Here is a 14,824-nt window from a genome sequence, read left to right on the forward strand (position 1 = left end):
CAAGCAGGCGGGCGTTCCTGACGGTGCGCCTGTCTTGCGAAGACGACGGAGCAATGTGGCCGCCGGGAGCGGACCGCGACAATTTCCCCGATCTCTAAACGAGCTGCGGCGACTGTGTCGCGGCTTGCCCCGAGAAGGGTCTGGTGCTGAACGCCCGCGCCTGCCGGTTTTCCAGCCGCAGGATGCGGGCTGTACCTTCTGCGGCGACTGCACCAATGTGTGCAAGACCAAGGCGCTGGACCTGGCCCGGTTTGCCTATGGCCGTGGCGCGCGCAGGTGGCCGCTACCAGCCTGTCTATGAACGCGGTCAGCTGCCGGATCTGTCAGGACTGTTGCGACCAGGGCGCCATCGGGTTTCGTTTGAAGACCGGCGGATTGGCCGACCCCGTCCTGAACGAAGACGCCTGCATCGGCTGCGGAGCCTGCGCCACCGCATGTCCTGCGGGCGCGATCACGTTGCAGCGGGCACAACATCTGGAGGCCGCCGAATGAATATCTGCGGATGCCTAGGTCATGTCGCGCCGACCTACACCGCCTCGGCCCGGTCGGCAATTGCCGGGTTCGACGGGGTCGAAATCCATGCCGAGGCCGAGGATGGCCGGTTCGTGGTGATCGTCGAGGATACGCCCGAACGCCTAGCCTCGGAGACGATCATGGACCTGCACCAGATCCCCGGGGTCGTGTCCCTGACCTATCACCATTTCGAAGATCTCGCGGAGACCCGCCCGCGTCCTGAAACTCCCAGCCAAGATTCCAGCCGGCGGCCCTCGTCATGACCATTACCGAATCTCGCCGCACGTTTCTGAAAGCAACTGCCGCCGCCGCGACAGCTTCCGCGGCCGGTATCCCGCTGGCAACGGGCCAGGCTGCGGCCCAAGTCGCCAATGCTGACATCCGCTGGGACAAGGCACCGTGCCGGTTCTGCGGTACGGGCTGCTCGGTTCTGGTGGGCAACAAGGATGGCCGCGTGGTCGCCACCCAGGGCGACCCTGACGCGCCGGTGAACCGGGGGCTGAACTGCATCAAGGGCTATTTCCTGTCCAAGATCATGTACGGCAAGGACCGTCTGACCACCCACTGCTGCGCAAGTCGAACGGCGTCTACGACAAGAACGGCGAGTTCTAGCCCGTCAGCTGGGACGAAGGCTTCGACGTGATGGCCCAGAAGTGGAAAGAGGCGCTGGTCAAGAAAAGTCCGACCAGCGTGGGCATGTTCGGCTCAGGGCAGTGGACCGTGTGGGAGGGCTATGCCGCGGCCAAGCTGATGAAGGCCTGGTTCCGATCGAACAACATCGACCCGAACGCGCGGCACTGCATGGCCTCGGCCGTGGTGGGCTTCATGCGCCCTTCGGCATCGACGAACCCATAGGCTGCTATGACGACCTCGAACATGGCCGAGATGCACCCGATTCGGTGGTCGCGCCTGACTGATACGCGCCTGACCAAGCCGGCGCGCAGGTGCATGTGCTGTCCACCTTCGAGCACCGCTCGCTCGAGCTGGCCGACAACGGCATCATCTGCAAGCCGCAGACCGACCCGGCGATCCTGAACTACATCGCCAACTACATCATCCAGACCGGCGCGGTGAACGAGTAGTTTGTCAAGAACCACATCAACACTACCAAGACCGCCACCGACATCGTCTACGGCCTGCGCGAGACCAACCCGCTGCAACAGGCCGCCGCGCATCCGGACTCGGGCAAGCTGGAGCCGATCTCGTTCGAGAAATATGCCGCCTCGGTCGCCGATTACACGCTGGAATACGTGTCCGAACTGTCGGGCGTGCCGGCGAGCCAGCTCGAGCAACTGGCCAAGGAATATGCCGATCCGAACCGCAAGATCGCCGAGACCAATTGGAACATCCCCGCAGGCACCATCCCGGCCAAGCTGGGTTTCCACGCGGTTCTGCAGCACCGCAAACTGAAGGATGGCGACCTGAACGTCTATTGGGTGCCGTGCAACAACAACATACAGGCCGCGCCCAACATGAACGAAGAGGGCGATCCCGGCTATCGCAACCCCGACAACTTCATCGTCGTGTCGGACCCGTACCCGACCGTCACCGCGGTTTCGGCCGACCTGATCCTGCCCACCGCCATGTGGGTCGAGAAGGAGGGCGCCTATGGCAACGCCGAACGCCGCACCCAGTTCTGGCGTAAGCAGGTCAAGGCCCCCGGGCGATGCCAAGTCGGACCTGTGGCAGCAGATGGAGTTCTCGAAACGCTTCACCGTCGAGGAGGTCTGGGACGAAGAACTGCTTGCCAAGATGCCCGAGCATCGCGGCAAGACCCTGTTCGAGGTGCTGTTCGCCAACGGTAAGGTCGACAAATATCCGCTGTCGGAGACCGCTGAAGGGGTCCACAACGACGAACCCGAGCATTTCGGGTTCTAAGTCCAGAAGGGCCTGTTCGAGGAATATCCCAGCTTTGGCCGCGGCAAGGCGCATGACCTTGCACCGTTCGAAACCTATCATCAGGCGCGCGGGCTGCGCTGGCCGGTCGTGGACGGGAAAGAGACGCTCTTTCGCTTCCGCGAAGGCTATGACCCGTATGTGCCCGAAGGCGCCGAGGTGAAATTCTATGGCCACAAGGACGGCAAGGCCAAGATCATCTTTGCGCCCTACAAGCCGGCGGCCGAGGAGCCGGACGAGGAATACGATCTGTGGCTGTGCACCGGCCGGGTGCTGGAGCACTGGCATTCCGGGGCGATGACCCGCCGCGTGCCCGAGCTGCACCGCGCCTTCCCCGCCGCCGTGGTGTTCATGCACCCCGAGGACGCCAAGGAACGCGGCGTGCGCCGCGGGCAAGAGATCGTGCTGTCCACCCGCCGCGGCGAGGTGATCAGCCGGGTCGAGACCCGCGGGCGCAACAAAGTGCCGCGTGGCCTCGTGTTCATGCCGTGGTTCGGCGAGGGCCAGCTGACCAACAAGCTGACACTGGATGCGACCTGTCCGTTGTCGAAAGAGACGGACTTCAAGAAATGCGCCTGCAACGTTGAGCGGGCGTAAGGGCAGGGGTCGCAAAGGTCGGGTGTGATGTCTTTGGTCGGCAAACTTCTTTCGCCGCAACGGCGCCGGTTCCTGCAGGATTCGGCGCGCGCGGCGGGTGGCTGTCTGGTCGCCGGGTCGTTGCTGGCCTTTCTGGCCCGCGACGCACGCGCCCTGCCGGCCGAGGCCCTGCGGTCGCCGGGGGCGTTGCCCGAATATGGCTTTCTGGACGCCTGCATCCGCTGCGGGCTGTGCGTCCGCGACTGTCCCTGTGAAACGCTGGAGCTGGCCGAGTTGGGTCTCGATGCGGTGGCGACCGGCACGCCGTACTTCATCGCCCGCTACGTGCCCTGCGAGATGTGCGAAGACATCCCCTGTGTCGCGGCCTGCCGGACCGGGGCGCTGGACAACCTTGCCGCACCGGGCGGGTACGAACCGGGTTACAACCTTCCAGGGGCAGGCCAATGACGGCGCGCGCGCATATGCCCGTCGGGCACGAGGCCCGCGAGGTCAAAGGATGGGTCGGCGCGCATCGTTTCCTGCTGCTGCGGCGCTTCAGTCAGGTTTTCTTTCTGGCGCTGTTCCTGCTGGGGCCGTGGTTCGGCATCTGGATCGTCAAGGGCACGCTGGCCGGATCGCTGACGCTGGACCTGCTGCCGCTGACCGATCCGTTCATCCTGCTGCAGGAGCTGGTGGCTGGCCACTGGCGCTGATCCGCGGGCTGATCGTTCTGGTGGCCTATGCGCTGATTGGCGGGCGGGTCTGTTGTTCGTGGGTGTGCCCGATCAAACCTGTTACGGACGCCCCGCATTGGCTGCACCGTCAGCTGGACCTGCCCAAGGGTTGGCAGCCCAAACGCAGCACCCGGTTGTGGATACTGGTGACGGTTCTGATCGTGTCGGCCATGACCGGCGTGATCGCATGGGAATTGGTCAACCCCATCACCATGCTGCACCGCGGGCTGGTCTTTGGCATGGGTTTTGTCTGGGCGATGGTCGTGGCGATCTGTGTCTTTGACCTGTTCGTGGCCCGGCATGGCTGGTGCGGCCACATCTGCCCGGTCGGCGCCTTCTACGGCCTGATCGGCGCCAAAAGCCTTCTGCGGGTCAGCGCCACCAATCGCGCCGCCTGTGACGACTGCATGGACTGCTATGCTGTTTGCCCGGAAAACCAGGTGATTTCGCCCGCACTAAAAGGCAAGCCGGGATCCAGCCCGCTGATCCTGTCGCCCGATTGCACAACATGCGGCCGCTGCATCGATGTGTGCTCGGTCGATGTCTTCAAACTTACCCACCAGTTCGATGACGCCGTCGTCGCGCCACCCGATCCAGCCGCCGCGCCTCGGGCGTGTGCCGCCAGACCTGTATAAGGGAGTGCCAAGATGAGAAAATCGATAGCGACAGGCGCAATGGCCCCGAGCCAGTGCTTCTTGTGGGTGGGCTTGCCTTTGCGCAATCCGCCAAGGTGTCGACCTTGCGCGGTGCGGATGTGAAGGAGCCCGTCATCCTGGACGAGGTCCACCGCAACGTCGAGGGCCGCATGCAGCGCAACTATCGCCAGCAGCCGGCGTTGATCCCGCACAAGATCGTCCAGTAGCAGATCGACATCCGCACCAATCAAGGCCTGTCTTGCCACGACTGGACCAAGGCCGGTGAGCGCAACGCGCCGACCCTGTCGATGACCCACTATCTGGATCGCGAAGGCAACGAGCTCGATCAGATCGCGGGCACTCGGTATTTCTGCAACCAGTGCCACGTGCCGCAGGCGGATGTGCCAGCCCTGATCGACAACCTGTTCCAGCTCTCGGCCGGAAACTGATCCAGCTTCGGACTGAAAGGAGCACCCGAAATGGCAGACTCTCCTGAAAAGCGCGGCTTGATCGGCCGCATCTGGGCGTGGATCTGGACACCGGCCGCCGCGTTCAGCGCAGGCTTTCTGGTCTTGGCGGGCTTTCTGGCCGGCATCCTGTTCTGGGGTGGTTTCCACTGGACGCTTGAGATGACGAATACCGAAGAATTCTGCGTCTCGTGCCACACGATGGAAACCAACCTTGGCAATACCGGGAAACGATCCACTACAACAACCACTCCGGCGTACGGGTCATCTGTTCCAATTGCCACGTGCCCAAGGAATGGAGCTTTAAGATCGAAGCCAAGATCATGGCAGTGAAAGACGTCTATCACGAGCTGGTCGGCACCGTCAGCACGCCCGAGAAATACGAGGATCACCGCCTGCAGATGGCCTCGGCTGTCTGGAAAAAGATAAAGACTTCGGACAGCCGCGAATGCCGCAACTGTCACAATTTCGAATACATGGACTTCACCATTCAGGAAACGCGCGGCGCCAACGAGCACCAGCGTGCGATCGACGAGAACATGACCTGCATCGACTGCCACCAGGGCATCGCGCACAGCCTGCCGCCGGGTTATCTGTAAGAGTATCAGAAAGTGGTCGCATCGCTGGAGCCGGTGACCGGCACCGAGGTGGCGCAAAGTATCGGCGCGGCCGAGATCCGGTCATTCCTGAACAGCAGAACCGACTAGGAGTGGCACGGCATGCTTGAGATTTTGGGAACGATCGGCGGCAACATCCTGAGCCTGCCCGGCATTCTGGGCCTTGCGCTGGGCATGATGACGCGCAAGCTGTGGCTGGGTGCGGTTCTGTGTGCGGCCGTGGGTTTGCTGGAAACCCTGGCCTTTGCCAATTGGCAGTTCAACAATGTCGAAACGCTGGAGTTGTCGATCGGAGTTCTGGTCGGTTTGCTGGCAGGCACCGTGGGCAGCGCCATCCGGATCAAGGGCGCCACGGTCTGAGGTTCGGGGCGCGCGCGGGGGCGGCGACCAAGTCTCAGTCCTAGCGCTTCTTGAGGTGCCGGATAATCGCATGGCAAGCAGTCGGGCCAGCCCCGGGGTCATGGTGCCAAGCGGGTCGCGCAAAACGGCCTTGAGGCCCTGCACCGTATCGCGGGCTTCGGCCGGCGTGTCCTGAAATTCGGCCTCGATATCCGCGATCGCCATGTTGCGCAGCTTGGCCACCGGCGCGGTGTCGGTTTCGGCGCTGATCGAATTGGCAACGACCAGAAAAACCAACGCCACACCAAGATTGACCACCCCAGCGACCAGAGGGGCCACCGGTTTCGACATGGTGGTCGTCAGGGCAAAATAGCCCGCGATGTTCAGCATCACGACGGCCAGCGCCGCCGCCAACCCCGCGGCTGCGAAAAAGCCCGTACTTTTCGCCAGAACCGTCAGGTTGCGCTGGGCAATCAGGCGTTCGGTTCGCAGAATGATGGACGCGTTTCGTGAAATGCGGCTCATCTGTCACCCTCCTGGCGCGCGGCCTATCATGTAGCGCAGGGCACACACCCCGAGGGCGAACAGGATCGCCTTCTTGTGGGGCAGCGAATCCAGTTCGGTCAGGACGTCATCAAGCTCGCTGGACCATTCGTCCAACGTTTCCGGCAGCTTCTCGGAGAGGTCGCTTTTCGCGGCCTTCGCGTCGGACTCTGACGAGGCCTAGGGGCTGTTGTTTCGACCGTTCTTCGAGCTGGCGTTTCAAATTTTCGACCTGCTTTTCAAGCTCGGCCTTGGTGACCATGGGTCTTTCTTTCTGCTGTCCGAGGGGTGCGTCGCCGTGTCGGTGGAATTTATGACTACGCGACAGTCCCATGTTGAGACATCGGGCAAGCAGCAGCACGCCCCGGGCTGAAGATCCGTTTTTCGCAGCGGGAATTTTCATCTTGATTTGACAGAGGTGCAACATTTTCGTGATAGCTGCATTTCCGTCTCTTTTCCGCCCGATTCTTCCTTGATAGGTGTGCCCGCGTAAGGGGTGATACGTTAAAAGGTTTGGGCAGGCAGATGAACGCCAAGTATGACAATCGCGCAGCGGTTTTTTGGTCGCAGACGGAAATCGACGGTTTGGAAGCGGCGCCCTTGGCCGATTTGACCGTCGGGTCCGCCTGGTCTTTGATGGGCCGGGTCACCTATCTGCGCGATGTCGGGCACGTGATGTCCGCGCAAGCGGTGGCATCAGCAAGCAGGGCGGCGCAGTCACGGTCGGCTTCGCAGCTGTCCGGGTTTGAACCGTACGCGCCGATTGCCAGGGTTGTGCTGACAAATGGCGCTCAGAGTTTCGAGGCGGAATTGGCGCTTGTCGATGGCGCCAAAGAGCCGGTGTTGTTCTTCGAAAACGGATGCCCCGCCCGTGGTCAGGAATTCTGGGTCAGCGCGGTGAACGCGGTCACCCGGACCGACGCGCACGGCGCGTCCCAAGCGAACGTGCTTGCTTTCCCGCCGAAGGCGGCAAAGGGCCGGGGGCGGGTTTGCGCGACATAGGTTGCAGTCTTCGGCGCGGATTTCCTTGGTCCGCCGAGACCGGCCGTTCACCCTTTTGGCGGAATTGTTACGCATGCGTGTTGACTCTGCGGGTTCGGCAGATATAAGCGCGGCTCCATTGGTGTTGGTGGCCCCCGCAAGGGGATGCCTGTCATGGGGGAGACCTCAAGAGGACAACGCCCTTCATAGTGGCCCGCTGGGCCTCGACCTAACGAAGGAGATCAGCCGTGACCAAACGCACGTCTGCCAAGTACAAAATCGACCGCCGGATGGGCGAAAACATCTGGGGTCGTCCGAAATCCCCGGTCAACCGCCGCGAATACGGCCCCGGCCAGCACGGCCAGCGCCGCAAGGGCAAGCTGTCGGACTTTGGCCTGCAGCTGCGCGCCAAGCAGAAGCTGAAAGGCTACTACGGCGACCTGACCGAAAAGCAGTTCCGCCGCATCTACGCCGAAGCCGAGCGTGTGAAGGGCGATACCGGTGAAAACCTGATCGGCCTGCTCGAGCGCCGTCTGGACGCCGTCGTCTACCGCGCCAAGTTCGTGCCGACCGTGTTCGCCGCACGTCAATTCGTGAACCACGGCCACGTCAAGGTGAACGGCAAGCGGGTGAACATCCCCAGCTACCGCGTCAAGGAAGGCGACGTGATCGAGGTCCGCGACAAGTCCAAGCAGCTGGCCGTCGTTCTGGAAGCGGTTGCCCTGGCCGAGCGTGACGTGCCGGATTACTTGGATGTCGACCACTCGAAGATGACCGCGACCTTCGTGCGCACCCCGTCGCTGGGCGACGTGCCGTACCCGGTCATGATGGAACCCAACCTGGTCGTCGAATTCTACGCCAAGAACTAAGACGGCGGCATTCGCGAATTTGGGGCCGTACGCTGCAAGGCGTGCGGCCCTTTTCGTTGTCATGTCCGTGCGCGCTTCCTGTCAAGGAAAGGGAGTCCCGTGCCCGCCAAACTCAGAATCGAGCATATCCTCGAACGAACCATCTGTGCGCTGCGTTGGCTCATGGCGCAGGTCTATCTGGGCCTCGGCCTAACCATCGGTCTTTTGATGGTCGTGTTCCTGCGCGAGCTTGCCCACTATCTGCCGCAGGCCATGGAGATGAGCGCTGAAACCGCGATCCTGACGGCTCTGACGTTGATCGACCTGTGTCTGGTCGGCAACCTGATGGTCATTGTGCTGATGTCGGGCTAAGAGAATTTCGTGTCGAAATTCGATCTGGACAGCGTCGACGACTGGCTGGCCTGGTTGGACAAGATCGATTTTTCCGAGCTTGAAGATCAAACTTCTGGGCTCGATCGTGGAAATTTCGGCGATCCATCTTCTGAAGCTGTTGATGGAGATCAGCAAGGAAAAGGATGCGCCTGTTGATGCCAAGCAGATCCGGTGGTTTTCTGCGATTCATGCGGTTCTGGTCGCTTCGGGCCTTCTGCTGGGGGGTATGGATTGGCTGAAGGAGCGGGCCGTCCCGGCCAATCACGGCACAATCAAGAACGGCCGGGCGTCGGATCACTGACACCCCGCGCGGGCCGGCGGGGCCGTATATCGGCCCGGCCTCGGCCACGCAGAGTTTACAGAGGCAGCGGTCGTCCTTCGGCAATGGCCTCCATCGCGAAATACGAGGTCACGCTGTCCAACTCGACCTTCTCGATCAGGCGCTGATAAACCTTGTCATAACTCGCCATATCCTGCGTGACGACCTTGAGCTGATAGTCATAGTCGCCGCCGATCCGGTGGAAATCCACAACCTCGGGAATGGTGAGGACATGGCTGCGAAAGGCCTTCAGCCACTCAGCCGAGTGGTGACGCGTGCGCAGCATCACGAACACCACCAGGTTCAACCCCAGTTTTTCGCGCGCGATCCGGGCTGTTGAGCCCGTGAGCACACCCGCGTCGTTCAGCGCCTTGAGGCGTCGCCAGCACGCGTTTTGAGACAGGCCGACACGCTCGGCCAGTTCCCGTTGGGACAGAGTCGCGTCCTTTTGCAGTTCGCGAAGAAGGCGTGTGTCAATTTGATCTATTTTTTCGATCATGATGGATCATATGACCCATGATCTCGGTAAATCAAGCAAAGAAAGGTGAAATTCTCTCGCGAAAACCCGATCATATTAAGAGGCACAATATGGAGCCGATGACATGACCCTGTCCCATTTTCGTGCAGAAATCCAAGCCGCCACTCGCAAGTCGACCCTGCGCGACGGGCTGATCGGAGAGAACGTTCTGATCCCGGGTCTGCATGGGGACGTGCCGCTTGTGTACGCGGATTACGTTGCCTCGGGCCGCGCATTACGGCAGGTCGAGGATTTTGTGGCCCAGCAGGTGTTGCCGTTCTATGCGAACAGCCACACTGAGGCCTCCTATTGCGGTTCCTACATGACGCGACTGCGCCGCGAGGCGCGCGCGGAAATAGCCCGCATCGTTGGCGCGAGGGGAGATGACGCGGTGATCTTCACCGGGTCCGGTGCCACTGCGGGGCTCAACCGGCTGGTCAGTTTGATGGGAGTGCAAGAGGCTGACCGGCCGGTTGTCTTGATCGGCCCGTACGAGCACCATTCGAACATCCTGCCCTGGCGCGAGAGCAAGGCGCAGGTCATCGAGATCCCCGAAGGCCCCGAGGGCGGGCCGGACATGGCGGTGCTGGAACAGACGCTGATCGAGCATTCGGATTCGGATCTGGTGATCGGGTCATTTTCGGCGGCGTCGAACGTTACGGGCGTGATCACCGACCCCGATCCGGTGACGCGGCTGCTGAAACGGCACGGGGCGCGCGCGGTCTGGGATTACGCCGGGGGTGGGCCCTATCTGCCGATGGATATGGGGCCGGACGAAGCGCGCAAGGATGCCATCGTCGTTTCTCCGCACAAGTTTCCGGGAGGGCCGGGGGCTTCGGGTGTTCTGATCGTGACCCAGAGCGCCGTGCGCCGCACCTGTCCCAGCTGGCCGGGCGGGGGCACGGTCAGCTTCGTTTCGCCCTGGCGCCACGACTACAGCTCCGATCTGGCCACCCGCGAGGAGGCGGGAACCCCGAACGTGATCGGCGACATCCGCGCAGCCCTGGCCTTCATCGTCAAGGATGCCGTGGGCACCGACGAGATCGCCCGGCGCGAGGCGCTGTACAACCGCATGGCGCTGGAGGGATGGCGTGACAACCCGAACCTGACACTGTTGGGTGTGGATCACCCGCACCGCCTGCCGATCTTTTCCTTCCTGGTGCGCGACAACACCGGGCAACCGGTGCACCAACAGCTATTCACCCGGATGCTCAGCGACATCTACGGGATTCAGGCGCGCGGCGGGTGTGCCTGCGCCGGCCCCTATGCGCATCGGCTGCTGGGTATCGACAAGGCGGCCTCGGAGGCGCTGCATGCGGCGTTGTCGGCCGGGGAAGAGATGAAGAAACCGGGTTGGGTGCGGCTGAACTTCTCGTACATGATGACCGAGGACACGGTTAAGTTCATCATCGACAGCGTCAATGACCTGTCGCGCCGCACGCAGGAATACGCCCCGTTCTACGCCGCCGATCCGGCAACCGCCCGCTTCAAGGCGGCGTGACGGAATTGCCGCTTTTCCCAAGGCCTTGAGACCTGTATGAGGGGCGCAACGAACGGAGCCCCTCATGAACAAGATCACCCCACAACCCGGCATCATGGACATCGCGCTGTATCAGGGCGGCCAGTCGCATGTCGAGGGCGTGGAAAACGTCATCAAGCTGAGTTCCAACGAAAACCCCTTTGGCCCCAGCCCCAAGGCGATCGAAGCCGTGCGCGACAGCGCCACGATGCTGCATCGCTATCCGGTGACCGATCACTACAACCTGCGCGCCGCGATCGGCGAGCGGCACGGGCTGGACCCCGACCGGATCATTTGTGGCGTGGGCAGTGACGAAGTGCTGCAATTCGTGGCCCAAGCCTATGCCGGGCCGGGGGACGAGGTGATCCATACCGAGCATGGATTCTCGATGTACCCGATCATCGCCCGTATGGCCGGCGCGACCCCGGTCGAGGTGCCCGAGCGCGACCGCAAGGTCGATGTCGATGCGATCCTCGCCGCGGTGACCGACCGCACCCGGATCGTTTTCGTGACCAACCCGGGCAATCCGACCTCTACCATGATCTCGGACGCCGAACTGACGCGCCTGGCCGAGGGCCTGCCGCAGACCTGCCTGATGGTCCTGGATGGCGCCTACGCGGAATTCGTACCGGGCTTTGACGGCGGCGCCGGTCTGGTGGACCGGTTCGAGAACGTAATCATGACCCGCACCTTCTCGAAGATTTACGGGCTGGGCGGCATGCGGGTCGGCTGGGGCTATGCGCAACGCGAAATCATCGACGTGCTGAACCGCGTTCGCCAGCCCTTCAACCTGTCGCTGACGGCCATCGCAGCAGCGGAGGCCGCCGTGGCCGATGTGGAATATGTCGAGTTCTGTCGGGCAGAGAACGCGCGCTTGCGCGAATGGCTGTCGGCCGAACTGGCCAAGATCGGCGTTCCGTCTGATCCGTCCTGCACCAATTTCATCCTCGCGCGGTTCGTGGATCAGGCCGAGGCTGAGGCCTGCGACGCCTATCTGCAATCGAAAGGTTTGATCGTGCGCCGGGTTGCGGGCTACAAGTTGCCCAACGCACTGCGGATCACCGTGGGCGACGAAAAGGCCTGTCGCCGCGTGGTTGCGGCCATCACCGCGTTCAAAGGGGGCGCCGCATGAGCCAGATCTATGATCGCGTGGCGCTGATCGGGTTGGGCCTGATCGCCTCTTCGATGTACTGGGCGATCAAGCGCGCTGGGCTGGCGGGCGAGGTGACAGGCTATGCCCGGTCCGAGGCCACCCGCGACACTGCGCGGCGCATCGGGCTTTGCGACCGGGTCTGCGACACCGCGCAAGAGGCGGTCGAGGGCGCCGATCTGGTTGTCCTGTGTGTTCCGGTCGGGGCGATGGGCGCCGTCGCCAAGGACATCGCGCCGGTGCTAAAGCCCGGCGCGACCGTGTCGGATGTCGGCTCGGTCAAGCGGCACGTTATTCAGGATGTCGGTCCGCATATCCCCGAAGGCGTGCATTTCGTCCCCGCCCACCCGCTGGCCGGGACCGAGCATTCCGGCCCCGAATCCGGCTTTGCCGAGCTGTTCGACAACCGCTGGTGCCTGCTGGTTCCGGTCGAAGGGTCTGACACCGGCGCCATCGCCCGCCTGCGCGCCTTGTGGGAAGGGATGGGGTCCAATGTCGACGAGATGGATGCTGATCACCACGATCTGGTTCTGGCCGTCACCAGCCACGCGCCGCACCTGATCGCCTATACGATGGTGGGTGTGGCCGACGACCTGCGGCGCGTCACCGACTCCGAGGTCATCAAGTACTCTGCCGCCGGTTTCCGTGATTTCACCCGGATCGCGGCCTCGGACCCGACCATGTGGCGCGACGTGTTCCTGACCAACAAGGACGCGACGTTGGAAATCCTCGGTCGCTTTACCGAAGAGCTGTTTGCCCTCCAGCGCGCGATTCGCACGGGCGATGGTCAGCAGCTGTTCGACTATTTCACCCGCACCAGGGCGATCCGGCGCGGCATCATCGACGCGGGTCAGGACACCGACGCCCCCGATTTCGGACGGGTAAAGGCCAAGTCATGAGGGCGGCTCGGGGAACGATCTTGTCGATGGTGGCGGCGGTTCTGGCCCAGGCTGCCAGCGCCGCGGCGCCCGATTCTTCCTTGGTTCCGATTGCACGGCCTGTGCCCGACACGAACCTGGTCACGGCGGCCTATGTCCCGGCAGGGACCGCAACCCCGATCACCGTTTCAGAAAGGACGCGACCCGTGTTGCGGCCCGTTTCCGCTCAGTTTCTGGCTGTTGCCGCGCGCCCGGCTGCACTGCCGTTCCTCGCGCCGGATTCGTCCTTGAAACCTTATCTGCGACCCGAAACGCTGGAACAGGAAATCCTTTTCAGGAAACGCAAACTGCAAAAGGGATCGGTGTGCGGCGACATTGCCATACAGGGCAAGCCGGTCGGCACCGTACCCGGCAAGATCCAGGCCTGCGGGATCAAGGATGCGGTCCAAATCACGTCCGTGTCGGGCGTGGCGCTCAGCCGGCCGTCGAAGATGGATTGCGGCACGGCCATCGCGTTGAACAAATGGGTCGACAAGACCGTCAAACCGACGTTCAAACGGCGCGGTCCAGTGGTCGAACTGCAGGTTGCCGCACACTACGCTTGCCGCACCCGGAACAACCGGAAAGGCGCCAGGATCTCGGAACATGGCAAGGGTCGGGCCATTGATATCTCGGGGTTCAAAATGGCCGATGGCGAGGTGGTGACAGTTCTGGACGGGTGGCGCAAGAACCCCTCGAAGAAGCAGCTGACCAAGATCTGGCGCGGAGCGTGCGGGCCGTTCGGAACGGTTCTGGGGCCGAATTCCGACCGTTATCACCGGGATCATTTCCATCTGGATACCGCCCGTTACCGCCGCGGCCCCTACTGCCGCTAACGCAGGATCAGGCGCGGAGCAGGCCCCAACGGCAACGGGCCGAGCGCCACGAACCCGTCGCGGAAATTCAGCTGCAGATCCAGCGCATTTGGATTACCCCCCAGTCCGGCCAGCAGGTTCAGTGCCCGCGTGACCGGATCAACGGCTTGATCGGGCAGGGCACCCGCAGCATTGGCCATGGCGATCATGTCGCGCCAGTTCTCGGCCTTGATCGCCATTTCGCCGACTGGGATACCCTGTTCATCAACCTCCAACGCGCCGGTTGCCAGCAGCCGCAGTTCGCCCCATTGCACCTCGGCAAGGTGCAGGTCGATCAGGCGGGGTTGCGGACGGCGTTGCTCCAGCGCGGAACGGTCCCAGGTTTTGTCGAAGGTTACGTTCATGTCCAGCTTCAGCGTCTCGAACGCCTGCGGCAGGGACGTGGCCGAGCGCATGAGTGCGCGCAGATCGTCCCCGGGCGAGAACGCATCCGAGTTGATCTTGACGGCATAGCTCTCAGGTGTCTCGACCTGCTCCATCATCAGATGCAGCGATCCGGCGGCCGCGGACTCGGTTCCATCGCGCATGACCGACCACGGACCCACTGACAGGGCCATCCGTTCCAACTCCAACGCCACGCCCGGTCGCAGGTGAAGTTCGGCCTGTAGGTCCCGGGCCTGAATGGTCGCCGTCTGGTCGAAATACGACAGCCTCTGCGGCGTGTCGGCAAACCGCAACACTTGCCGCCCGGGCCAGATGGCGGGACTTTGCAACTCGATCCAGTCGGCGCTCCAGGCCGTGCCTGTCGCCGGATCCGCCAGCGCCGGGCTGTCCAACCGGGTGCGGTGATGCAGTGGATAGCCCGAGGTATGGACCTGTGCGAAATCCGCCAGCCAGCCCCGGGCCTGCTGATGGTCGAACCATCCGGTGATCGCGCTGCGCAACCCGTACCCGGCGATGGCCCAATACGCGCTCCAGACGACCGCAAGAAAAATCAGAACTCGTATCAGTCGGCGCATGGGGAATGGCCCTTTTTCCTGCCTCG

At 62.8% G+C, this 14,824-nt stretch carries 19 protein-coding genes and 2 pseudogenes; 17 read left to right on the forward strand and 4 right to left on the reverse strand.

Going from position 1 to position 14,824, the window contains the following annotated elements:
• The first annotated feature begins 276 nt into the window (after positions 1-276).
• The 9 genes and pseudogenes from AC2FMM_RS10685 to AC2FMM_RS10725 all read left to right on the forward strand — a co-directional run bounded on the left by AC2FMM_RS10685 (position 277) and on the right by AC2FMM_RS10725 (position 5,420).
• The gene (locus AC2FMM_RS10685; protein ID WP_496683424.1) at positions 277-492 is read left to right on the forward strand and encodes a 4Fe-4S binding protein; all 216 of its coding nucleotides are present in this window, start codon (positions 277-279) and stop codon (positions 490-492) included.
• Complete coding sequence (locus AC2FMM_RS10690; RefSeq protein WP_496796536.1) at positions 489-776, forward strand: chaperone NapD; 288 nt, start codon at positions 489-491, stop codon at positions 774-776. The genes AC2FMM_RS10685 and AC2FMM_RS10690 overlap by 4 nt, the downstream gene beginning before the upstream one ends.
• Positions 773-3,006, forward strand: a pseudogene (locus AC2FMM_RS10695) (molybdopterin-dependent oxidoreductase). Before AC2FMM_RS10690 ends, AC2FMM_RS10695 begins: the two are co-directional and overlap by 4 nt.
• 27 nt (positions 3,007-3,033) lie before the next feature.
• On the forward strand, positions 3,034-3,453 hold the full coding sequence (locus AC2FMM_RS10700) for a hypothetical protein (RefSeq protein ID WP_496796537.1): 420 nt from the start codon (positions 3,034-3,036) through the stop codon (positions 3,451-3,453).
• Positions 3,450-3,698: a hypothetical protein gene (locus AC2FMM_RS10705; RefSeq protein WP_496796538.1), complete on the forward strand. Its 249-nt coding sequence runs from the start codon at positions 3,450-3,452 to the stop codon at positions 3,696-3,698. The genes AC2FMM_RS10700 and AC2FMM_RS10705 overlap by 4 nt, the downstream gene beginning before the upstream one ends.
• A gap of 20 nt (positions 3,699-3,718) precedes the next feature.
• Positions 3,719-4,354, forward strand: coding sequence for a quinol dehydrogenase ferredoxin subunit NapH (gene napH, locus AC2FMM_RS10710; protein ID WP_496796539.1), 636 nt, complete (start codon positions 3,719-3,721; stop codon positions 4,352-4,354).
• A 53-nt stretch (positions 4,355-4,407) separates the two neighbouring features.
• Complete coding sequence (locus AC2FMM_RS10715; RefSeq protein WP_496796540.1) at positions 4,408-4,581, forward strand: nitrate reductase cytochrome c-type subunit; 174 nt, start codon at positions 4,408-4,410, stop codon at positions 4,579-4,581.
• A 27-nt stretch (positions 4,582-4,608) separates the two neighbouring features.
• Positions 4,609-4,803, forward strand: coding sequence for a nitrate reductase cytochrome c-type subunit (locus tag AC2FMM_RS10720; protein WP_496796566.1), 195 nt, complete (start codon positions 4,609-4,611; stop codon positions 4,801-4,803).
• Between the two features lie 30 nt (positions 4,804-4,833).
• A pseudogene (locus AC2FMM_RS10725) lies at positions 4,834-5,420 on the forward strand (NapC/NirT family cytochrome c).
• 81 nt (positions 5,421-5,501) lie between these two features.
• Here AC2FMM_RS10725 and AC2FMM_RS10730 read toward each other — a convergent pair.
• Both AC2FMM_RS10730 and AC2FMM_RS10735 read right to left on the reverse strand, forming a co-directional pair.
• The gene (locus AC2FMM_RS10730) at positions 5,502-6,302 is read right to left on the reverse strand and encodes a hypothetical protein (protein WP_496796541.1); all 801 of its coding nucleotides are present in this window, start codon (positions 6,300-6,302) and stop codon (positions 5,502-5,504) included.
• A 3-nt stretch (positions 6,303-6,305) separates the two neighbouring features.
• Entirely contained in the window at positions 6,306-6,437 is a 132-nt protein-coding gene (locus AC2FMM_RS10735; protein ID WP_496678654.1) for a hypothetical protein, read from the reverse strand.
• Positions 6,438-6,920: 483 nt separating this feature from the next.
• Here AC2FMM_RS10735 and AC2FMM_RS10740 point away from each other — a divergent pair, with 483 nt between their 5' ends.
• The 4 genes from AC2FMM_RS10740 (at position 6,921) to AC2FMM_RS10755 (ending at position 8,843) form a co-directional block, all read left to right on the forward strand.
• Entirely contained in the window at positions 6,921-7,322 is a 402-nt protein-coding gene (locus AC2FMM_RS10740; protein WP_496796542.1) for a hypothetical protein, read from the forward strand.
• Positions 7,323-7,549: 227 nt separating this feature from the next.
• The gene (gene rpsD, locus AC2FMM_RS10745; RefSeq protein WP_005981478.1) at positions 7,550-8,170 is read left to right on the forward strand and encodes a 30S ribosomal protein S4; all 621 of its coding nucleotides are present in this window, start codon (positions 7,550-7,552) and stop codon (positions 8,168-8,170) included.
• A 99-nt stretch (positions 8,171-8,269) separates the two neighbouring features.
• On the forward strand, positions 8,270-8,521 hold the full coding sequence (locus tag AC2FMM_RS10750) for a YqhA family protein (protein WP_496678650.1): 252 nt from the start codon (positions 8,270-8,272) through the stop codon (positions 8,519-8,521).
• Between the two features lie 79 nt (positions 8,522-8,600).
• Positions 8,601-8,843 carry a hypothetical protein gene (locus AC2FMM_RS10755; protein ID WP_496711282.1) on the forward strand — a complete coding sequence of 81 codons (243 nt, stop codon included), beginning with the start codon at positions 8,601-8,603 and terminating at the stop codon, positions 8,841-8,843.
• Between the two features lie 55 nt (positions 8,844-8,898).
• Here the strand turns inward: AC2FMM_RS10755 and AC2FMM_RS10760 are convergent, their stop codons facing one another.
• A complete protein-coding gene (locus AC2FMM_RS10760) occupies positions 8,899-9,360 on the reverse strand; it encodes an Lrp/AsnC family transcriptional regulator (protein WP_496687204.1) in 462 nt (153 codons plus the stop codon).
• 103 nt (positions 9,361-9,463) lie between these two features.
• Between AC2FMM_RS10760 and AC2FMM_RS10765 the strand changes: the two genes are divergently transcribed.
• The 4 genes from AC2FMM_RS10765 to AC2FMM_RS10780 all read left to right on the forward strand — a co-directional run bounded on the left by AC2FMM_RS10765 (position 9,464) and on the right by AC2FMM_RS10780 (position 13,800).
• Positions 9,464-10,879: an aminotransferase class V-fold PLP-dependent enzyme gene (locus AC2FMM_RS10765; RefSeq protein WP_496796543.1), complete on the forward strand. Its 1,416-nt coding sequence runs from the start codon at positions 9,464-9,466 to the stop codon at positions 10,877-10,879.
• Between the two features lie 64 nt (positions 10,880-10,943).
• Positions 10,944-12,029 carry a histidinol-phosphate transaminase gene (gene hisC, locus AC2FMM_RS10770; protein WP_496678645.1) on the forward strand — a complete coding sequence of 362 codons (1,086 nt, stop codon included), beginning with the start codon at positions 10,944-10,946 and terminating at the stop codon, positions 12,027-12,029.
• Entirely contained in the window at positions 12,026-12,946 is a 921-nt protein-coding gene (locus tag AC2FMM_RS10775) for a prephenate/arogenate dehydrogenase family protein (RefSeq protein WP_496711279.1), read from the forward strand. The genes hisC and AC2FMM_RS10775 overlap by 4 nt, the downstream gene beginning before the upstream one ends.
• Entirely contained in the window at positions 12,943-13,800 is an 858-nt protein-coding gene (locus AC2FMM_RS10780; protein ID WP_496796544.1) for an extensin-like domain-containing protein, read from the forward strand. The genes AC2FMM_RS10775 and AC2FMM_RS10780 overlap by 4 nt, the downstream gene beginning before the upstream one ends.
• Here AC2FMM_RS10780 and AC2FMM_RS10785 read toward each other — a convergent pair.
• Positions 13,797-14,798, reverse strand: coding sequence for a DUF2125 domain-containing protein (locus AC2FMM_RS10785; RefSeq protein WP_496796545.1), 1,002 nt, complete (start codon positions 14,796-14,798; stop codon positions 13,797-13,799). The two genes, AC2FMM_RS10780 and AC2FMM_RS10785, sit on opposite strands and share 4 nt — an antisense overlap.
• Between the last annotated feature and the right edge of the window lie 26 nt (positions 14,799-14,824).

Source organism: Ruegeria sp. BHSC043, assembly GCF_059612985.1.